General features: G+C 38.8%; 19 protein-coding genes. 17 read left to right on the forward strand and 2 right to left on the reverse strand.

The window, feature by feature from the left end; genetic code table 11:
* The first annotated feature begins 5 nt into the window (after window positions 1-5).
* The 8 genes from ACFS3A_RS24945 to ACFS3A_RS24980 all read left to right on the forward strand — a co-directional run bounded on the left by ACFS3A_RS24945 (window position 6) and on the right by ACFS3A_RS24980 (window position 7,503).
* On the forward strand, window positions 6-647 hold the full coding sequence (locus ACFS3A_RS24945) for a TerB family tellurite resistance protein (protein ID WP_379828268.1): 642 nt from the start codon (window positions 6-8) through the stop codon (window positions 645-647).
* Between the two features lie 32 nt (window positions 648-679).
* On the forward strand, window positions 680-1,852 hold the full coding sequence (traJ, locus tag ACFS3A_RS24950) for a conjugative transposon protein TraJ (protein WP_379828269.1): 1,173 nt from the start codon (window positions 680-682) through the stop codon (window positions 1,850-1,852).
* A 25-nt stretch (window positions 1,853-1,877) separates the two neighbouring features.
* Window positions 1,878-2,498: a conjugative transposon protein TraK gene (traK, locus tag ACFS3A_RS24955; protein ID WP_379828270.1), complete on the forward strand. Its 621-nt coding sequence runs from the start codon at window positions 1,878-1,880 to the stop codon at window positions 2,496-2,498.
* 275 nt (window positions 2,499-2,773) lie between these two features.
* Window positions 2,774-4,057, forward strand: a complete 1,284-nt coding sequence (gene traM / locus ACFS3A_RS24960) for a conjugative transposon protein TraM (protein WP_379828271.1) — start codon at window positions 2,774-2,776, stop codon at window positions 4,055-4,057.
* Between the two features lie 9 nt (window positions 4,058-4,066).
* Entirely contained in the window at window positions 4,067-4,948 is an 882-nt protein-coding gene (gene traN, locus ACFS3A_RS24965; protein WP_379828272.1) for a conjugative transposon protein TraN, read from the forward strand.
* A 38-nt stretch (window positions 4,949-4,986) separates the two neighbouring features.
* On the forward strand, window positions 4,987-5,787 hold the full coding sequence (locus tag ACFS3A_RS24970) for a hypothetical protein (RefSeq protein ID WP_379828273.1): 801 nt from the start codon (window positions 4,987-4,989) through the stop codon (window positions 5,785-5,787).
* 28 nt (window positions 5,788-5,815) lie between these two features.
* Window positions 5,816-6,850: a hypothetical protein gene (locus ACFS3A_RS24975; protein ID WP_379828274.1), complete on the forward strand. Its 1,035-nt coding sequence runs from the start codon at window positions 5,816-5,818 to the stop codon at window positions 6,848-6,850.
* Window positions 6,851-7,170: 320 nt separating this feature from the next.
* Entirely contained in the window at window positions 7,171-7,503 is a 333-nt protein-coding gene (locus ACFS3A_RS24980; protein WP_379828275.1) for a helix-turn-helix domain-containing protein, read from the forward strand.
* Window positions 7,504-7,571: 68 nt separating this feature from the next.
* Here ACFS3A_RS24980 and ACFS3A_RS24985 read toward each other — a convergent pair whose 3' ends face one another.
* Window positions 7,572-8,180 (reverse strand): NAD(P)-binding domain-containing protein, encoded by a 609-nt coding sequence (locus tag ACFS3A_RS24985; protein WP_379828276.1) that lies wholly within the window; start codon window positions 8,178-8,180, stop codon window positions 7,572-7,574.
* 660 nt (window positions 8,181-8,840) lie between these two features.
* On the opposite strand from ACFS3A_RS24985, the gene ACFS3A_RS24990 reads away from it, so the two are divergent.
* The 9 genes from ACFS3A_RS24990 to ACFS3A_RS25030 all read left to right on the forward strand — a co-directional run bounded on the left by ACFS3A_RS24990 (window position 8,841) and on the right by ACFS3A_RS25030 (window position 19,898).
* Window positions 8,841-9,110, forward strand: coding sequence for a hypothetical protein (locus ACFS3A_RS24990; RefSeq protein ID WP_379828277.1), 270 nt, complete (start codon window positions 8,841-8,843; stop codon window positions 9,108-9,110).
* Between the two features lie 62 nt (window positions 9,111-9,172).
* Window positions 9,173-11,221: a DUF4365 domain-containing protein gene (locus ACFS3A_RS24995; protein WP_379828278.1), complete on the forward strand. Its 2,049-nt coding sequence runs from the start codon at window positions 9,173-9,175 to the stop codon at window positions 11,219-11,221.
* A gap of 519 nt (window positions 11,222-11,740) precedes the next feature.
* On the forward strand, window positions 11,741-13,057 hold the full coding sequence (locus ACFS3A_RS25000; protein WP_379828279.1) for an AAA family ATPase: 1,317 nt from the start codon (window positions 11,741-11,743) through the stop codon (window positions 13,055-13,057).
* Entirely contained in the window at window positions 13,041-13,670 is a 630-nt protein-coding gene (locus ACFS3A_RS25005; protein ID WP_379828280.1) for a hypothetical protein, read from the forward strand. Before ACFS3A_RS25000 ends, ACFS3A_RS25005 begins: the two co-directional genes overlap by 17 nt.
* Before the next feature lie 1,085 nt (window positions 13,671-14,755).
* Window positions 14,756-15,379: a papain-like cysteine protease family protein gene (locus ACFS3A_RS25010; RefSeq protein ID WP_379828281.1), complete on the forward strand. Its 624-nt coding sequence runs from the start codon at window positions 14,756-14,758 to the stop codon at window positions 15,377-15,379.
* 179 nt (window positions 15,380-15,558) lie between these two features.
* A complete protein-coding gene (locus tag ACFS3A_RS25015; protein WP_379828282.1) occupies window positions 15,559-16,128 on the forward strand; it encodes a papain-like cysteine protease family protein in 570 nt (189 codons plus the stop codon).
* Between the two features lie 25 nt (window positions 16,129-16,153).
* Window positions 16,154-16,642, forward strand: coding sequence for a hypothetical protein (locus ACFS3A_RS25020; RefSeq protein WP_379828283.1), 489 nt, complete (start codon window positions 16,154-16,156; stop codon window positions 16,640-16,642).
* A gap of 243 nt (window positions 16,643-16,885) precedes the next feature.
* Entirely contained in the window at window positions 16,886-18,505 is a 1,620-nt protein-coding gene (locus ACFS3A_RS25025) for a hypothetical protein (RefSeq protein ID WP_379828284.1), read from the forward strand.
* 898 nt (window positions 18,506-19,403) lie between these two features.
* Window positions 19,404-19,898, forward strand: coding sequence for a M16 family metallopeptidase (locus ACFS3A_RS25030; protein ID WP_379828285.1), 495 nt, complete (start codon window positions 19,404-19,406; stop codon window positions 19,896-19,898).
* Window positions 19,899-20,380: 482 nt separating this feature from the next.
* Here ACFS3A_RS25030 and ACFS3A_RS25035 read toward each other — a convergent pair whose 3' ends face one another.
* Window positions 20,381-21,280, reverse strand: a complete 900-nt coding sequence (locus ACFS3A_RS25035) for an oxidoreductase (protein ID WP_379828286.1) — start codon at window positions 21,278-21,280, stop codon at window positions 20,381-20,383.
* Between the last annotated feature and the right edge of the window lie 58 nt (window positions 21,281-21,338).

Raw genomic sequence — 21,338 nt, forward strand, 5'->3', positions numbered from 1 at the left:
CAGTGATGAAAAAGATAGGAATTATATTATTGGTACTGGTAATGTGCCTGGGTTTGGTGCCTGAGAAGGCAGCAGCGCAGTCGGCAGAAGTACAACAGCTGATTTTGAATATTGAAAAGCTTTCCCAGTTTAAGAAGATTCTCAGTGACATGAAAAAAGGATATGATCTATTGTCGGGAGGTTACAAGACAGTTAAGGAAATGTCTGAGGGGAACTTCAGTCTGCATAAAACTTTTCTGGACGCCCTGATGCAGGTGAGCCCTGCAGTTAAGAACTATAAAAGGGTCGGGGACATTGTCAATTTTCAGCTGCTGTTGGTGAAAGAAAGCAAAAACGGTTTGCATCGTTTTACGGGCAGCGGCAGTTTCAGTGCGCAGGAGATCGGGTATTTTGAAAAGGTCTATGGAAATCTGCTGAACCAGAGTCTGCGCAACCTGGATGAACTGCTGATGGTGGTGACGGCTGATAAACTCCGGATGTCAGATGATGAGAGGCTGGAAGCGGTAGACGGTATTTATCTGCAGATGCAGGACAAGCTTTTGTTTCTGCGCAGTTTTAATAAGCAGACCAATGTGCTGCTAGTACAGAGAGCTAAAGAAGTTTTAGATGTATATGTTTCGGGAAATCTTCACGAATTAAAAAACTAAAAGAGATGGGCCGTTATAAAACTTTTGGCAGAATGGTTTTTACGACTGTTGTGCTATTGATGCCTTTTCTTAGTGTGGGACAGGGACTTGGTGATGAGATGCAGAGTCTGCATTCGGTTTTGGACCAGCTCTATGAGGAGATGATGCCGTTATGCGGCAATCTGATTGCAGTGGGACAGGGGATAGCCGGATTTGGAGCGATCTGGTATATTGCCTCAAGGGTCTGGCGACATATTGCCAATGCGGAACCTATTGATTTTTATCCGCTCTTCCGTCCTTTTGTGATCGGGTTCTGCATCATGATTTTTCCTTCTGTTCTCGCTCTTATAAACGGTGTGATGAAACCCACCGTTATCGCTACCGGAGCTATGGTCACAGGTTCCAATAATGCGGTGGCGGTGCTTTTGAGAGAGAAGGAAAAAGCAATTAAAGAAACCGATCCCTGGAAGATGTATGTGGGAGTTTCAGGAAGCGGTGACCGGGACAGGTGGTACAAATATACCCATGATGAAGATCCTTCTGATGAGGGTATGCTGGCCGGAATCGGCAATGATGTCAAGTTTGCGATGGAAAAGGCTTCTTATAACTTCCGGAATTCCGTCAAGGAGTGGATGAGCGAGGTATTGAGGGTGCTTTTTGAGGCTGCGGCACTGTGTATTGATACCCTTAGGACTTTTCAATTGGTGGTATTATCCATTCTCGGGCCACTGGTATTCGGGATAGCGGTCTTTGACGGGTTTCAGCATACGCTCACGGTGTGGCTGGCGCGGTATATCAATATTTATCTCTGGCTTCCGGTAGCCAATATTTTTGGAAGCATCATCGGTAAGATTCAGGAGCTCATGCTCAAACTGGATTTATCCCAGGTTCAATCCTCAGGGGACACTTTTTTCAGCAGGACCGATACCGCCTATTTGATCTTTATGGTAATCGGCATTATCGGGTACTTTACAGTGCCTTCGGTAGCCAACTATATCGTCCATGCGGCAGGAGGAGGGGCCCTTGGGCAGAAAGTGACCAGTCTGTTCAGCAGCTCGGCATCTTTAGCGACAGGAGGAGCATCACAGGGAGCAGGAATGGTGCTTGATGCGATGGGGAATGCGGCAGGAAGGATGACGCAGAGCATGTCTTCTTCGGCAGGAAGTTCACCCTACTTTGAAGAGAAGGGAAATTACAATAAGGACAGGCTTAAAGGGAATTCCTGATATCACCTAAAAACAATAAACAATCATGTTTACCAAAATGAAAAACATAGATACGGCGTTCCGTTATGTCAGGGGATTTACCATGCTGGTGATTACAGGCTGTGTACTGATCAGCTGTTATGCGCTTTACAAAAGTCATCAGTTGGTCACACTGATGCAGGATAAGGTCTATATACTGGCCAACGGCAAAGCTTTGGAAGCCTACGCTTCGGAGCGGAAGGATAATGTGGCAGTGGAGGCCAGGGATCATGTCAAGACCTTTCATCAGTTTTTCTTTACCCTGGATCCTGATGATAAAGTGATCAGGACCAATGTGACCAAAGCGCTTTATCTGGCCGATGACAGCGCCAAAAGGATTTATGATGACCTGAAGGAGAATGGATTCTATTCCGGGATTATCTCGGGGAATATCAGCCAGACCATTCGCATAGACAGTATTGCCGTTGATGTCAAGGAGTATCCTTACCGGTTTAAATGTTTTGCCCAGCAGCATATTATACGAACAACAAGCATACTAAGGCGAAACCTGATTACCGAAGGCAGTCTGCGTAATGTATCGAGAAGCGACAACAATCCGCACGGTTTTTTGATAGAACGTTTCAATACGATTGAAAACAGGGATTTAACAATGAAGAACAGAAAATAGACCACCATGAAACCGATATCTCATAAACCCCGGATATTTTTCCTTTTGGATCGGTATTATCATTTTGCACAGCATAAATGGGCAGATAAAATGAATGGTCTGGTGCAAGGACTCTCCAGAAGGAAGCTGATCTGGCTACTGGTTTTATTTGTGCTGTGCTCAGCAAGTTGCTTGCTGTGGATTGTATATGTATCCTTTTCCTAAGGATGTTGTATCGGGAATAGGGCAAATGCCTTTGAAGCTGAGACCATTAATTTTTTTAAAGTAAATAGATCATGGAACAAAAAATAGTATCAATCAAAGAAAATAAAAAAAGAAAAATGCTGCTGATGCTGCCAATTATAACACTTCCCTTTATAACCTTATTGTTTTATACACTGGGGGGCGGAAGGATAAAAGCAGAGGAAGGGAAGGACAGCCGCAAAGGATTCAACTTTAACCTGCCCGTTCCGAAATTTAAGGAAGATTCGGCGCTGGATAAAATGAGCTATTACGATCAGGCTGCGGTTGATTCCATAAAACTTCGGGAGCAGATCAAAAAAGATCCAAATTATTCCAATGCCGTGCAGGGGGAATCAGTTCCCGATTTTACAAGGGATGATTTTGAAATGCAGCGTTTTCCCAATAAAACACATGGGCTCAATACCCTTTCGTTTCAGGACCAAAAAGAGCAGAAAGTATATGAAAAGCTTGAGGCGCTGCAGAAAGTAATCAGCCGGCCTTCCACGCCGGATAAGTATGGACAGAAAATGAGGGAGTTTGAAAATTACGGTTCTTCCAATGAACTTTCAGGACAGATTAAGAATCTGGAACAGCTGATGTCTGTGATGGGCTCCTCTCAGGAACCTGATCCTGAGCTGCAGCAGCTTGGTGGTATGCTTGAGAATATACTGGATATCCAGCATCCTTCAAGGGTACAGGAAAGGCTGCAGAGGGATGCTGACAGTAAAAGAGGAAAAAGCTTTACTGTCAGCCGTAAAAAGGAAGTGGACAATATGACTTCCTTACAGCAGGATATGCCGTCATTAGCTTCAGTACAGTTGAATGGATTCTATGGTGCTGATTCGGTTCAGGCTTCGCAGGAGTCTGGAAATTCTATTGAGGCAGTTGTTCATGAAACCCAGACCATTGTCAATGGATCAGTGGTGAAGCTCAGGCTGGTGAGTGACATGTTGCTTCAGGATGTTTTAATACCCCGGAATACTTTTTTGTACGGTACGGCCTCTTTGAAAGGGGAACGGCTGGAAGTGAAGATTGAGAACATTCAGTTTAAGAATTCCATTTTTCCAGTAGAGCTTGCAGTTTATGATCTGGATGGGATTGACGGGATTTATATTCCGGGAGCCATTAACAGGGATGTGGCCAAGGCTTCGGCAGACCGATCCATTCAGACTTTGGGACTTTCCGGGGTGACGGATTCCTGGGGAGCACAGGCGGCAGGGATGGGAATTGAAGCGGCGAAAAGCCTGATGAGCAAAAAGGTGAAACTGGTTAAGGTAGTGGTGAAGGCAGGCTATCAGGTATTGCTGTATGATGAGAAACAGAAGAATTTGAGATAATTGTGAGGGATGAAGATAGAGATAAAGATGAAAAAGATGGAGAGTGTTGGAAAAAGGAATTGGATCGTCATAATGGGGCTTTTGTTAAATGTTATGGCAGTCTTTGGACAGGGGTATAAGAATACGGTATTGAATCAGGAAGAGTTGAAAAACCTTCAGATTGCCTGTTCCAAGACCACAAGCATTGTTTTCCCGTATGCCGTTAAGAGCCTGGATAAAGGCAGTGCGGATGTACTGGTGCAGAAAGCCAAAGGGGTGGAGAATATAATACTGGTCAAAGCGGCCAGGCAACATTTTGTTCAGACCAATCTCACGGTGGTGACGGCAGATAACAGGTTGTATGTTTTTATGCTGAACTATGAGGAAACCTGTCCTGATTTAAATGTAAAGGCTGATTATTCTTATGCGGTAAATGAATCGGTTTTGTTTTCAAAAGAGAATGATAACCAGAAACAGATTGAACAGTATGCCGGATTGGCCTTGTCTAAAAAAAAGAGTGTGTCGGGACTGAACTGTGCCAGGTTTGAGATGAGCCTTCGTGTCAGCGGAATCTTTATCCATCAGGATGTATTGTTTTTCAGGCTGGTGCTGGGCAACAGATCCAGAATCAATTATGATATCGACCAGCTTCGTTTTTTTATCCGTGATCAGAGAAAGTCAAAACGCACCGCCTCCCAGGAAATAGAGCTACTGCCTTTGTACTGCACTTCTTTGTTGACCACGGTTCCCGACAAGTCGGAAGTGACTCTGGTGTATGCCCTGTCAAAGTTTACCATTCCTGAGAAAAAGTATCTGACCATCCAGCTCATTGAAAAGAACGGAGGCAGGCAGATTGAAGTGGATATTAAGAACAGGGATATCATGAATCTGGATATCCTGAACGGCATTTAAAACGAATACTAATAATACTAATCTTAAAATACAATATCATGAATCAGACAAATTTAAAATTTTTGGAAGACCAGATCAAGTACACTGGTTTTGGGGAAACCTTACAGCCGGCGTTAAAAGAGAAAATGGAAAAAGGAGAAACGGAGTTTACCCTTAAACATGAAACTGCATTTGAAAAAAGCACGCTTTTGTCAGAGCTCAGCTTTAAGAAGTCTGACCAGACCGATCTGTATTTTTTTAATTCCTACAAGGCCAGCCTTTCCAAAGAGGGGACGGACCAGTCCGTACAACAGATTTTTTACATCGGCAAGGACAATAATTTTACGATGAAGGAAGCCTTTAACCTGCTGGAAGGCAGAGCTGTAAACAAAGACCTAGTCAACAAGGAAGGGCAGCTGTACAACGCCTGGACGAAGCTTGATTTTAAGAATTCCGAACCAGATTCCAATTTTAAGATGGTTCATTATCATCAGAATTACGGCTATAATCTGGAGGCGGCATTGGAGAAACATTCCATTAAGGAACTTGAAACTCCAAAGTTTAAGGAAGACCTGATGAATTCGCTTAAAAAAGGCAATATCCAGTCGGTGACTGTTGTGGTAAACGGAGAGGAAAGAAAACGTTTTATCGAAGCCAATCCCCAGTTCAAGACAGTGAAAATGTACGATTCCGATATGCTGCGTATCAATGACCGTGAAAGTAAAGAGCAGAAAAAAAGTGAGACAGAATCCCAGGGCACATCCAAAGAAGTGAAAAAAGGAAAGCAGGATCAGGCGGAGCCTGATGAGGAGGAAGAGAGGAAAAAGAAACAGTCGCGTGGTCACAGGGCTTCGGTCTGATTTTGAAACCAATTAACAAGAGCAGGCCATGGAACCGTCTATAAATAGGGTAGAGCAGGAGCTGATTCAGTTCAGGGCCCATACGGAAAAAATCGGAAAACTCTTCCCGTCTGATAAGGGCAGAGACCGTTATCTTCTCTCGGAAAAGATAAGACATTACGGGTATCTTCTTTTGGCATACAAACAAACCAGGAACCCTGAAGAGCTTTATCTTCTTAAGAGAGTCAGATTTGAAAAGGGAATGCTTGAAAAAGAACTTTACCCTAACCGGTTTGTGCGGTTTCTGTCGGGGAGATTTACTGCTGCTTTTTCAGAAAAAAAAGCCGTTACCGCTTACCTTAAAGAAACCGCCGCAAATAGTGAAAAGCTTTTGGAGGCTGTCTCCAGGTGCGGTTTTCAGATAGCTGCAGATAAGATCCTGTCGAACCTCTTGTCAGGAAAGAATCAGTTTACTGTTCCTGTTTCCCGTTATGTAAATGAAAAAGAGCGGATGGAGCATCAGCTGTTTTTTTTTAAAGACAGCTCCGGCGGGTATGGTTTTGATGGTTTTAAAGCATCTCTTTTTAATGATTCAGATTCCACGGTTGCAAGAGCACACTTTTTTAAAAGCGGGGAAACTTTTTTTAATCCGCAGCAGGCGTATCATCTGCTGGCGGGACGGGCAGTGGAGAAGGACGGGGTTTGGGTCCAGTTCGACCTCAATGACCGCAGTGCCGAGGGAAATTACCGCATGAAGGAATTTTATCAGGATTACGGGTTTGATCTTAAAAACGCAATTGAAACGCTGCCTCTAAAGAATAAAAGCACGGAGAATATGGAATCGCTTTTAAACGGTTTGAGACACGGTGAAAGGTGCGCTGCAGTTTTTGAAGTAAAGGAAAGAGACTACTGTTTTTCGATTGAGGCCGGTCCGCAGTTCAAGGCTGTGAATATTTATGACGATGATGGGAAGAAAATCAGTCTTTCCGCCCTGAAGGGAAAAAGAACGGCCGCCGGCGCGCAGAAAAAAGTGGAGGCGAAGACCGTAAAGCAGAAGAATAAAAGGACGGTGCGGATCCGATAAAGAAGAATACTTATGGAAAACCTGAAACCCTTAACGGATTTCTTTTCTGTCATTGAGAAGGATTTTCGGATAAGCAGTACCCATATTGCCATATATAGCGCTCTGCTTTGCTTCCGGGCCCTTAAGGGTTTTATTAATCCCATAGAGGTTTTCAGGGTAGAATTGTCCCCTATTGCAAAAATATCTTCCAAGTTCACCTACCACAAATGTCTCCAGGAACTGCATGAATACGGCTATCTGCGGTATGAGCCTTCGTTTAAAAAAACAAGAGGGAGCAGGATTTATTTTTTTGATTTTGAAATATCTAAAACAGAGCTATTATGAAACCTTTTACCTTTGAAGATCTGCCCGATATATTGGGGACGCTTGTCATGCGGGTGGAAAACATCGAACGGATGGTAAAGGAGATTAAAAACGGGAAACTTACCCCTAACGACGATCCTGGATTTATGACTGTTATCGAAGCGTCCAAACTCATTAACCTTTCCGTTGCCACTATTTATTCCAAAGTGTGCCGAAATGAGATTCCGGTCAGCAAACAAGGAAAAAAGCTTTATTTTATAAAGTCGGAACTGCTGGACTGGATAAAGTCCGGTAGAATCAAAACCATGTCGGAAATACAGCGGGAGGTGGTTCAGAAATACAACAGATAGGAATATTTGTTCTAAGCCTGCAGATTTTCTGCAGGCTTTCTGTTTTCGGTTCTATTTTGCCGGCGTTATTAATTATGGCTGTTTTTGAAAGGTTTTACAGCAAGCGGATTAATAAAGTTTTTTAAGGACAGTCCTTTATGGTGCAGATCCATTCTGGCAGAAAGGTCAATAGGGACATAGTGAAGTTTTTTTAGAAAGCTTCTGATCAGATTTCTGGAATCTGAGTGATCGGTGATATAAAAAATATTTTCCTTTATTTGATCGGAAACGTCTGCTTTTTTATGCTGAGTTTCAACGGGGCTGAATAATTTTACTACATGAGCCTGCGGCAGCAGTGAGGCAGTGATTTTATAGGTCATTGCATTTGTAATTCCGGAGAGCAGAAGGTGCGGATCAAATATAAGCCCGCTTGTATGCACTACGATCCTATCTGACATATCCGGCAGGGATCTGATAATGTTTTCAAGATCATCCTTTGGAATGAACAGCACTACTATTTCTGCGGCAGCGGCCTGCTCTAGGCTTCCGATCCATGCATGTGTCCCCATTTTTTTGACAGCATCTTTAATAAGGCTTCCGCCCCTGGGATTGTTGATGATGACTTCACAGCCTGCCTGTGCGGCCCTGCAGGCTAATTCCAATGTAAAGGTGCTGATGCCGATTATTCCAATTTTCATAACTACTGCTTTTTAAATTATTATTGCTCACTAATAAAATTTTAAGAATGCTTGAGATGCGTATAGTTGAATTATGATGGAGAACGTTTATAAATTCATGGATTAAAATTAGGTTTAATATGTCTTTTTTAGTCAGGTATTTCTACCTGTTTTTTAGGTGAAAGGGTATAAATGTTATTTTCGATGGTAATGGAAGACCGTTTTCAGGTAAACCGACAGATTTTCTACAGGTTTATTGTTTATATCTCGTGTTTTGGTATTGCTTATAGATGCCGGAAAAATGAATTCGGACCTTGATCATCTTAATTTTTATCATAGAAGACAATCAAAGTATTCGAGAGCAGCTTTCGAGGATCAGAATTTGTGTTCGACTTTTAAAGACGCAAAAGATCAAAAGCATAATGGTGACAGAAAAATGGAGTCAATAAGCAATTTTCTTAATAATTGTAAGGCCTAAATTTGTCAAATAAAAAGGTTATTTCTTTAAATGACATAGTTATCAGCAGATACTCGTGAACAGAAAAGAATAACTTTCTGACTAAAAATGTTTGCAATCTGGCTACACCAAAATTCTAGAATTAATTAGAATTACACTTTCTTTTTGTCGGTAAATTCATAATTTTAAAGTTTTGAAATAGTAACATTTAAATCCTCATAATAATGAATCTGGTAATAATTGACAATACCAATAAGAAGTACCATCCTTACAGTGACTCCACTTTTGCTCAAGAGATGTTTATACGCGAGACCGTTATCGCAATCAATAAAAAGAACGGTACGTTTCTAACAGTTGATCAGGATTGTGATATAAGATTGCTTGATAAACAGGGTTTTATAAAAGATCAGGGAATGTTTGAAAAACTTGTCTGGAATTACAACGAAAATTTGGTCTCAGGTGAAAAGAGATTGGAAACTTGGAAAAGATTCTAGTTAATTTATAAACGAAAAGAGCAATAGTTTTTAGAAAAAATCTTTATACAACAATGCTAAATATGGACGATTTTTTTAATGAAATGCAGCTGCCTTTTGCAAATGCAAAGGAAGAGCTGGAAAGCCTGTCCGGCGATTTATTCAAAGCTTTATTTGATATCAAAAGGTTTGAAATCCGCCCAGAGATTGACAAGGACAAAGGCGTAGATTTCCATGTTGAGCTTAAAATAGAAACTCCTGACGGGAGATCGGTCCATACCAACTTCCGGTTCGCCGTCCAACTGAAGGCTACCGAGGCTATTGAGCAAAATCTGGATGGCAGTTATAGCAAGCAGATAGATCTTTCAAATGTGAACTATCTTTTCAATAACGGAATGCCGGCTTATTATGTTTTGTGCCACCTGCCATCCAAAACCTTCTACTATGAAAATGTAAGTGATTTCCTTAGAGCTATTGAAGCTAAGGAAAATACCGGCAAGACACAGCAGAGCTACTCGCTGCGATTTGAAAAACATCTTGATAGCCACGCTATAGATAATATTTACAGCGAAGTATTGAAGAAAGGTAAGTTTCACAGGTATATAAATGAAAAAATGACTTTACGTCCAAGCGCGGGGCACACTGAGGATAAAATTTCATTTGATGTAAATCTGAATATAACAGATGATGCCGATGTCAGAAATAATATTGAAGTTGTTGGTCTTAGTCTGATTAATAAGGCCCAATGGAAGACTGTCATAGCGTACCATAAAAAAGCATCAGGAAATGTTGCCTCTTCTTCGTTTTACAATCTAATCCTCGGCCTTGCTTATTATTACGACGGAAATATGTACGATGCGCTGAAATACCTTAAAGATGCTTATAGATTGAAAAGTGAATTGTCAGCTGATATGAACAATCACCTGGAATACTTTTACGCGGCTGCGCGCTATTTCTTTGGAATGATTGAGGAAGACGAATTCACTGCAATGATGGACAAGTTGGAATCGGACATGAATATAGGGCTATATGTTAAGCTAGAAAATGCGAAGAGCGAATATCAGAAAAACAGGCACCCGGATGCATTTTTAATTTTTAAGAGATCAGTTGAGCAGATCATGCAGAGCCCTGATGCAAATGAGCATATTGTAATCAATGCCAGAAGGGAAATACTGTTTTATGAAGGCATCCAAAATAATATGGATTTTGTCAAGAATTGCTGCCATGTTTTTGCCTACGAAGATGTTACCCTGGACAAATCGACACGATTGGAGTTTGTAACTGGGATAGTAAAGCTTCACACCGGCTGGTTAAGGCAGGTCACAGATCTGCACAATGACGCTGTTGCCGTTCAGGATTACTTTTCCTTCCACAATTCTATTTTGGTTGAGGTGAGGATAAGGTACCAGTTTTTGTGCAATTTTAAGATTCTTTTCGACACGCAGGAGAAGTTGATCAGCGAACTAAGCGGAGAAATGAAGGAGCAACTGGAAATTTTGCTGGATAAGATTAGTAAATCCGTGTCGTATTTCGCCGAAGTCGGCCACATTGAAAATCAGGCTGTAGCAATTTCATTTCAGTATGAAATCCTTCACTTCACTGATGATTTTGTGAAGGCATCAAGTGTTTTGGATGAATTGAAAAGGATTGTTGATATTTATGAGAGCAGGGATCTAAAAAAGAAATTTGAGCATCTTAAGAACAGAGGCACGCAGCATGAAACTTTCATTGATTTTATTTCGGAAAGCAGACAAAGGGGAAGCAGGAATGCTGAAATACTCAAGAAGAATGCGGAAGAGATGCAGAAGATGGACGAAGATGAAATTTCTTGCTTAGCTTATAAACGCAATGAGACCTATGGCATCCACCTTTTTCCTATAGGCTATTTCAGGTTTCCAAGAACAGAGGTTGAAAATGTTTTAGAGGTACTGAACGTAGAGGAACACGGTAAAGAGAGTTTCAGGCAGTTATTCGGAATAGCGCAGCCTGTAGTGAATATTTTAAATGAAACTGTAAAATGTGAAGGCTATGGTAATGGTAAAGAAGATGATCTTGGATTTGTTAGCTGGCAGAATATTTACAGGATTCGAAAATATTTTTATGAGAACAAGTTCTATAGAACGGGATCTTAATCAAAATGGAAGGTAGTTGTATCAATATGATTGAACCGTATGCTGGGATGAAGACCTTGTTTTTTTTACTAACAGCGGCCAGATTGTTAAAAGTAATTTATCCTTGATTTACAGGCAGGTTTAAAAAATGCGGAAGGAAATACGCTTAGAGGTGGGAAAAGATTCAGATTAGCACCAGCAGCTCACACTCATCTGACCAAAATACAGCCGTATTTCGAAAGGTTACACGGAAATTCTACACATCCTGGATCAGGAGGAAGACTTTCAAATCTCGCCTGAATTGTACAATGAGGTGCAATAGTGCAGTCTGATTTATTAAAAGTGAAAATCTTTTAGAAGCCGTTTCAATAAAATAAAGTTTTTACGGAAGTCTGATACCTTTGCTATTTTCTATTATTCTGAGCTGACACTATCCTGATTTGAACATTATTGCGGACTAATATTGCATTCCATATTTTTAATCGTTATTTTTGAGCTGTTAAAGGCAGGTTTTGTCTTTTATTTATCCTTTCTATATTCATGAAAATTAAGTCATTACATCTAAGAGGTATAGGGCAATTCGAGGAATTGAATTTGAAGTTTGCCCCTTACCCTGAAAAATTATTTAATAATACTTTAATTATCGGCAGTAATGGCGCCGGAAAATCGACCATCTTGGAATCAGTGGCTATTGGTTTCAGCTGGTTTGTGTCCAGGATTAGAAGTGAGAAAGGAGCAGGTATGCCGATCAGTGAACTTAAGATCAATAATTCATTTGCAAGCGGTCAGATCACTATTATAACCGAGCATGATAACGAGGAATTTGAGTGGACCGTATCAAAAGCTAAAAGAGGAAAAAAAACGGAAAGACCTACTAGGCTGGAAGGACTAAACAGGTTAGTGAACCAATACAAGGATCGATATTCTGTGGACGATAAGCTTTCGTTTCCTTTGTTGCTTTTCTATGATGCCAATAGGGGAGTATTGGATATTCCGCTAAAGATACGGGGAAAACACACTTTTGAGCAGATGGACGGCTATGATAACGCACTTCGTGGAATTGTTGACTACAGACGTTTTTTTGAATGGTACCGAGAAAGAGAGGATGTTGAAAATGAAAAGAAAATAAGAGTCCTGGAAAGTTTTAAACCGGGACACAACATGGATGAAGTATTTAGGCAATTGAATAAACTTTCGGATATTCAGCTTATGGCTGTAAAAAGTGCCCTTGAGAGTTTTCTGCCCGAGTTAAAAAATTTCAGAGTACAGAGAAAACCGAGGTTGCATATGGCAGTGGATAAAAATGGAGCACCCTTGAATGTTGAACAGCTTTCCCAAGGGGAAAAACTGACCATGGCATTAGTGGGGGACATTGCAAGAAGGTTGGCAATAATGAATCCTTCAATGGAAAATCCTTTAATTGGGAGTGGTGTTGTGCTAATCGATGAAGCAGAGCTGCATCTGCATCCCAAATGGCAGAGAAGCCTTGTAGGACGCCTAAAAGATACTTTTCCGAATATACAGTTCATTATCACCACGCATTCACCGCTACTGATCAGTGATGAAAAAGATCTGCTATGTTACTCATTGGATTTTGGCAGACTTGCTGAAATTGATCCACTTTATGGTGAGGATGTAAACAACGTACTGATAAAGGCGATGGATACCGATATCAGAAACCAGGAAGTTGAACTCAAAATCAGATCTTTAATGAATGCAGTACAGGATAAAAACCTGGAAGATGCCAAGATACTGTTAATCGAACTGGGAATGGAACTTCCAAAAGATCATATTGAAATGGTAAAAGCAAGATTGTTAATTAAAAGATTGCAGCTGCAGAATGAAAGTCATAACTAAAGGTTTAGCTCCAGTCACTCTTACTGCTTTTATTGCTCATAACCCAAATGTTTTGTATCATGAATTGCGTGATCACGATGCGGGCCCGCAGGTAAAGAGTGATATTCGTAATTCCTGTCTTACAGAACAGCACTATATTTGTGCCTACTGCTGTTGTAGCATTGATCATGATAATTCACATAATGAACATATCATAGCGAGGCATACCAGCCCTCAGCTATCGATGACCTATACCAATTTTGTTGCAAGCTGCAACGGAAAGCATCATTGCGGTATGCATAAAAAAGCATATCATCTGCCGATCACACCATTGCACGCATCGTGTGAAACCGATATCAAATATTATTTAAGCGGTGCAGCTGTCGGACTCACTGATGATGGAAGAAAAACTATCGATGTATTGGGTTTGGATACCGAAAAGTTAACTGCTGTAAGAAAGGATCTGGTTAATAGTCTGATCTATACCATTGGAGAAAATCCTGCTGATATAGGATTATTGGATAATGAATTGTTGGGACTTCTGATAGAGGATCTATCAACTCCTTCCGCTCAAAATCGGCTCGAAGCATTTTCGCCTGTGCTGGTGAGAATACTGCAAGATTTTATCACCTAACTAAAATTTATGGTTAGAAGTGTGCGGCAATTAGCTTGTTTACGATATGTTATAAAAAAAGCTATTGCAGAGTCGTTCAAAAAAAACTAGCCTGGCAAGTCTGAAATCTTTATGGAAGGCATTGAAGCATTATGAGCATGTTGGGATTATTGGAGAACACAAAAATGCTATGTATATCAGTAGTGATGCAAATCAGAAAATAAAAGGAGTAATTCCATTTCATCAAGGCCAATTATGTAGGTGCCGATTTAGATGATATTTAAAGTTTTTTGGGGTTCACGATCTTTCTTAAAAATCTCTTTAAATACTTGTCTGTTTATTGTCTAAAATCTTAATCAGATGCATATGATAAATGGAAAGGGTTGCAAAAAATGCATCATTAACGGTTCTTGGGTAGGACCCAATAGTTTGTTTATTTAATTTATTTCTATTTTTATACTAGAATGCATTTTTTACTTTTGAAGCAACTTCGGAATTCATAAACCTTACTGAATTAGTTGTTGAATGCATATAAAAGTTTCTTTGTTAAGTTTTTTTGAATTGTCTTACGGGAAAATAATAGACCATATTTGTACTTCAATGTATCGAATAAGGATTGCGAATTTCTGAAACTGCCAGGTATTTTAAATTTTTAATCATTAAAGCTGTATTGAGTGGTTAAGTCTAAAATTATATCCTTTAATTTTTTTATTAAGCATATGTGGAGTTTCATTTTATCTTATTTTTTTTTCGACAGTCAGATTAAAAAATGGAAATATTATTCTTTGTTATTGATGGAAAATCAATCATTTAATAGTTTTATTCTTGTTTATTTTTAAGTTTTATGTTTTTTGACTTAATTAATTGATTTTTAACGATTTGTGTTGTTTTTTTAAGAATAATACTAGTATTTTTTATAAGTTTGATACAGATTTGTGTACAGATCAAATAACCGCTAGTTTACTTGAAATATTACAATTTGACTCTAATTTCAAAATCAATTTTGTTTTATAAGCTAATTCTTAAAATTACTGCTTTTCTCTTTCCACGCCAATTGCCCACAGGAGCTTAATGTAATATTGCAATAATCTAAAATCAGCAATATTATGATAAAGAGATTCAAATATTTACGTGTTATAATTTTTCTACTGTGCTTCGGACATCAGTCTTTTGGACAGCAGGCTGTCTACGTTGGGATACCAAGTGAAAGTTTTAATTATTTTGCATCTGCCCAACGAAATTCTAATTGGTGCTGGGCCGCCTCAATACAAATGATTTTTAATTATTATGGTTTATATATTACTCAGGAGCAGATCGTTTACAGGAGTTATGGAATTGAACCGACAGGAAGCCTGCCAAATTGGGCGGGCAGTCTTTCAGTAATCACAGCAAACCTGAATAATTGGAGTGTTGATAATTCCGGAAGGCAGTATGTGGTATCGGCATCCTTAAACTGGGGTGCACCGAGTCCATCTTATTTAATCCAGGAACTTTATAATCAGAGGCCGGTACTGATTGGATATAAGTCAGGTCCCAATTCAGGTCATGCAGTTGTGCTAACAGCATGCAGTTATATTTCAACGCCCTCAGGTCCGCTGATTCAAACCATTGTAGTGAGGGATCCATGGCCCAGTGAGGAAAATATCATGACCAACGGCAGAAACGAGTACTACGGAAGTAATCTTGCAAGCTTAATGCAGTCCCATTGGTATGTCAGAATTCAATACTAATAAGATTTGAAAGAATAAAAAAAATGTAATGGTTCAATAAGACGGTTTGTATTGCTTGCTGCCTAGTTCAGAAAGGGGCTTCGGCCTTTTTTAAATGCCTCAAATAAGGGCAGAAGCACCTGTTAGAAACGCCATTAAAAGTGAAGTTTATTTTTAAACCCTGATAAATGAAAAAATATTTGATAGCTAGCTTATCTGCTATATTTTTTACCTGGCAGATATATTCGCAGACCTATTCTGTCGATATCCCAAATGCACAGTATTTGTATGCGAAACAAAAAGAATGTAACTGTTGCTGGGCGGCCTGCAATCAAATGCTGCTCAAGGCATTTGACATAAATGAAAGTCAGGAAAACCAGTCGATGAAAGTATTTGGTTCAGTCGTAAATCAAGGTGCCGGGCCTACCTACGAACTGGCGAAAGTTGGACTCAGGGGCACCTACAGCACTAATAGCGGAGAGAGTATTGCGATAATTCCCTATGTGTCTTATTTATCGCAAATGAACAATAATGATCCCTGGATTATTATAGATCAATTAAGTGACGGAATACCTCTTGTGATGGCAACACGCGCACATGGTGTAGTCTGCGTAGGTGTTGATTATGTCAAAAACAATTCGAATCTGCAGATAACAGCGCTCCGTTTATTGGACCCAAGGCCTGACGGCTCTTCAGTAATAATCCAGAAAAGCATCAATGCACTGCTTCAGGAAGGTTTAATGGGATTTATGACATGTAATGTTAGATGAAAATAATTTATAAAAAACAGAAAAGATGGGAGTTAAAGAGAGCAGAAATTCCAATAAGATCAACAGAGAAAGGATTTTACTTGCATCGATACCGGTTATTGGAAGTATCATTGTAGCTTATTTTGCATATGTACCAAAGCCGGATCCTGTGAAAACAGTGGATCCGGTAGAGGATACAGTGCGTCTTGATAAGACAAGAATTTCCCGTTTAAAGGAAACAGCTAGGAAAGTTAATGACATGATTGTATACAAAAGGTATAGCGACCTTTCAGAAATGATGTCTGACGGTTTAAAACCTATTGTAACAAGGGAAAAGTTTAATGAGGTTTCCGAGAAAACTTCTAAAAATCTGGGTGCCTTTGTGAAAGCTTTGGAGATTACCTATACTTACAATAATGGCAACGATAATTTCTTTGTTAAGAATCAATATCAAAAAGGGTTGAATATCAATCAGATTATTTTTGACAGCAATGGTAAAGTGTACGGCATTTTCACTGACAAGTATCCGGACTGACACTTTCGATGGAGAAAAGGTTATTCATAATTTTAAATTTTTTAAACAAGATTGTTAATACAGAGTGAGAGTCCAAAATCGCACTTGAGATTTGTGTTTTGTAAAAACAATGCATGGAAAACCTTAATTCCAATGATTCTCTTTGCGTCTTGCTGAATTGCTTGTTGTTTTGAATGTCCTTTATTTCATTGCTGCTGATTCGACAAAACAAAATGACCAAGTATAACACTAAATATTATCTAAATGAAATCCTTAAAAAATATATTATTCATTTTAGCCTTATTGATACTAAACTCCTGTACTAAAGATCCTGAACAACCAATTGAGGATGATAATGTCATAACTGAAACCGTATCGAATTTTCAATTAGTCTCAATAGATACAGGACAAGAAGATTTTAATCAAAATGAATACACTTCAGAAATCGGAGGTATTCAGATTAACATAACAAAAGGTTCAGATAATAGATTGCATTTTATTATACCAGGGAATCTTCCGGAAGGAAATTTTAATTTTCAGTTAAAGACAATTAAAAGAAAATACATTGTAAAAAAGCCGGTTTTAGCAGAAACACCAGAAAAGACCATACAGCCCCTTAGAAATCAGATTGACAACATATTACTGACATTGGAAAACACGAGTGAAGCGGTAATATTCACAAATAATATCAATTCCTTTAATATTGCTTACACCAATTTAACAGCCGAGCAACAAAATAACCTTGCATTGTTCTATAAAGTAAATAAAAAGTGGTTCGATTTTATGATGAGTAATAATTATAATGAAAACTATACCGGAAGATTGACAGACATAATCAAGACTGAATTAAAAAAATCTATGGTTGGAACTTCCGCTTTGGTAATTGGAATTGTGGGTGTTTATTTTGGTACTCCGGAAATTAAGTTGCTGTCAGTTGTGCCTTTGTCATATGGTTTGTATAGTGTTGCAAAATCGTTAAAAAAAATTTATGACGAAGGTTTTAAAACAACTAGCCTAATAATGGACGGTGAAATTAGTGAGGTAACTAAAAAGGCATTAGCTGTAATTTCATTTCAAAGTGAAACAGAAAAAACATTAAATTTTAATACCCAGGACAGAAAAATTATATTGTCTGATTCAGCCAATGCCAAAAATGAATTAGCTGATTTTTTTGATACGTACAATAAGTTTAATTTTTGCATTGATAAGGCCAATAATATAATCGTATCACTTAATACGCTGCCTTTTGTTACTTTGTCATTATTTACAAAGTTCCAGTTGCCTGCCGATAGTCCATTAGTAAGTAATGCTATGATTCCGGAAATTTTTAATAAAATAAAATTCAGTATTACAAGTAGCAATCTAGATTTACAATCCGTTGGTTTTACCAATGGTCAATTAAAAATGAAAATCAAAAACAATAGTAACAAGGCGGTTTCGGATTATTTAAATTACAGTTTTAGTGACGGTTTTTCAACTTTTTCAGGCAGGTTTCCAATTACTGTGACATTACAAAATGATATAGTTGGAACCTGGAAAGCTATAAGCTCGGTACTGTGTGGTGTTGACCGGTTTACAATTCCTGTTAGCGCTATTACTACCACTCCTTGTGGTCAAGGTATTAATGGATATATACTTTGTTCTCAGGATGACCTAATGATATTTAATTCGGATATGACATATGAATATAACGAAGGGGTAATTTCATGTAATCCGCCTCAGGAAAAGATTAATTCCACTTATTCTGTAAATGGTAATCAAATAATTGTTTACGGTAGTGGCTACGGATATGCGACAAGCACTAGTGAAATTTTGGAATTAACAAGCTCAACAATGAAATGGAAATTTACAAACGGAGAAATTATGACGTTTCAAAGACAATAAACAAAATGTGAATTAATATGTTGTTGGGGTTATGAAAAAAACAAAGACAGATCAAAAAATCAGCACAGAAATTAATTGGAAATGAATCCATTGACAATTCTTCTGATGCTGTTTACTTTCATATTAGGTTGCGTATTTTGATAATTTTTTGTTCGGCTTATTTGCGCCTCATTGCTACTGAAAGCCGGTAAATACCTCAATCCTGTTTTCTACACCAAATTACTGTCTTATATCAAGATTTTCCATTGGGATAGCCTTAGAGAAGCTTTACTCTTATTTTTAGAGTAAAGCTTCTGCAATTTTGAACAGTTGCTTTATTTTTTAATCCTTTGAGTTGCTAAATTCCAAAGACGGCAAATCTATGTCCGCTGCGTAAAACATGAAGCATATTCATTTTTTGATTCGTATGCGCAATTTTATTGATGTGCTTAAAAAGTATCATTTTGGGTTCTATTCTTCTTACTAAAAAAAGAAGGCAGATTATTTCTTTCGGCTTTCAGTTTTATATCCACTCAAGTATTTTCTTACGGTTTAGCAAAATCATTAATATATCCGTATGGCGGGTAATTTGTTATTTATCGCGGTCTTTTAACGATTTCTTGATTTTTGTTTAAAAATAAGTGAAACTTTAATAGTACTTTTTTAATGCTTTGTTGTTCTTATTATATAACCCTAAAAAAACAACAGATGAACTTTTCGAGAAAACCGCACTCTAAAACATTTAAGGATGTCCGTAATCGGATCGCCAAGATCTTTATATCTGCTCCGGGTAGAACAATCCATTTAGGGTAGCAATTAATCAATTCTAAAAATATGCAGCATAAACTGCTGAAACCTCATTTACAAATTTAATTGTACCGCAGCCCGGTGCTTTATCAGTTTCAAATTTTATTTATCAATGACAAAAAATCCGTTTATCAAGTTATCCGTTTTTCTGCTGTCAACCGTTTCTGTTTACGCACAGGATAAACAGTTGAATTTTAAAAAAGTTCAGGAATTGCAGGGAATTGAAGAATACCTCTACCAGCCCAACGGGATGAATGTATTGCTGGTTCAGGACAACTCATCACCAGTGGTTACTGTACAGATTGTGTATCGCGTAGGCTCTAAGCACGAAGTTACCGGAAATACTGGTTCAACACATCTGCTGGAGCATCTTAATTTTAAAGGAACTCCTACCTTCAATAAGAAGAACGGAAATCCCATTTTTACTGTCCTCCAGAATATTGGGGCGCAGATGAATGCCACAACATGGTACGACCGAACGAATTATTTTGAAACCATTCCAAGCGATCAGATAGAGCTGGCGCTTCACATCGAGTCGGACCGCTATGCTACGGGGGAAATAATAGCAGAAATTAAAAAAACGACTATAACGTTTGAAGCAGAATAATAAAAAAAAATACTGATACGGCAGTTAAAAGTGCTTAACTGCGTCTTTGCAATCATTACAATTATTTCAAATCTTCTGGCAGCAATTAAATACCACTATAATTTAAATATTTTGTTTAGATAAATTACTTTAATGAATTGAAAATGAATATGATAAGTTTTTTTAACTTTTGAAAAATTGATCTGTCCGTACTGTCTGATTATATCAGAACGCTTATGATCATAATAATTTAAAAGCGATAAAGAGAATATCCGGATAAAAAAAAGCTTTATAGGAGTACTTACTTCCAAATTTAATCAAAACAGGCTCGCTTAATCAGTATTAAGCAAGCCTGTTTTAATAAGCAGCGATTTTAGGAATTTCTGCAGACATTTAGTCCTGCTTCCTGGATAATCTAATAATCAAGACAATCGAAAGCTTTTTTTACTTGTTTTCTTCGGGTAAAGAAACGCGTGCTGAAAATTAATCAGATGAATTATAGATCACGGATAAATAATTCCGGTTGCCTCCTGAGCATACTTCCATAGTTTCTCTGCCTCAAGATGATAAGATCCGGAAAGCTCTATGACCGCTTTTGTTGGATACCCGCGGAGTCCCCCGTCCTGATCCGGTCCAATAAGTTCGCCTCCGCTAATCTCAGGACTTACTGCGGCGAACAATGACGGCAGCGCACCCTTCCAGGCAGGCATAAGTTCTCCATAAGTCTCGATCATGCTGTCAAATTGTTCCTGGGTGATGAAACGTGCAAGATTCGTAAGTGTCGCTCCTGGATGAGACGCGGCAGATATTATGTTTTCCCCGGCTTTTTCGATCCTGTCCTGAAGTTCAAGGGTAAAGAGAAGATTGGCTAATTTACTCTGTGCATATTCACGATTGGGATCGTAATTTTTTTCGCTTTTGAGGTTCTCGTAATCAATTTTGCCAGCGGTGTATACTAAGCTGCTGACAGTTATTATCCTTGACTGCGGAGCTGCTTTTAAAAGATTGAATAAATGTCCCGTAAAAGCATAATGTCCAAGCACATTGGTTCCAAATTGAAGCTCGAAACCCTGTGCAGTGAAAGATGCGGGAGGCACCATGACTCCGGCATTATTAATCAGAAGATCCAGCTTATCATGCCTCTTTTTAAACACATCTGCGGCTTCTTTTATCTGATTAAGGTCTGACAGATCTAATTTTAATACTTCTATGCTGCCTTTAGATTTTGTTTTTGAAATTTCGTTCGCTGCGCTGCCGGCTTTTTGCTCATCACGGCAGGCCAATGTGACAGCTGCCCCTTTTTCGTACAATGCAAGTGCAGTTTCGTATCCTATCCCTACGTTAGATCCAGTGATTATAACGGTTTTTCCTGTCTGATCAGGAATGTTTTCTTTTGTCCACATACTATTGCTATTAAATATTAGGACAAAGTTCTTAAACCTATGCTCTTAGTTCTATACA

Origin of the sequence: Flavobacterium notoginsengisoli (assembly GCF_042686225.1) — a bacterium.
GTDB classification, from domain to species: Bacteria; Bacteroidota; Bacteroidia; order Flavobacteriales; family Flavobacteriaceae; genus Flavobacterium; species Flavobacterium notoginsengisoli.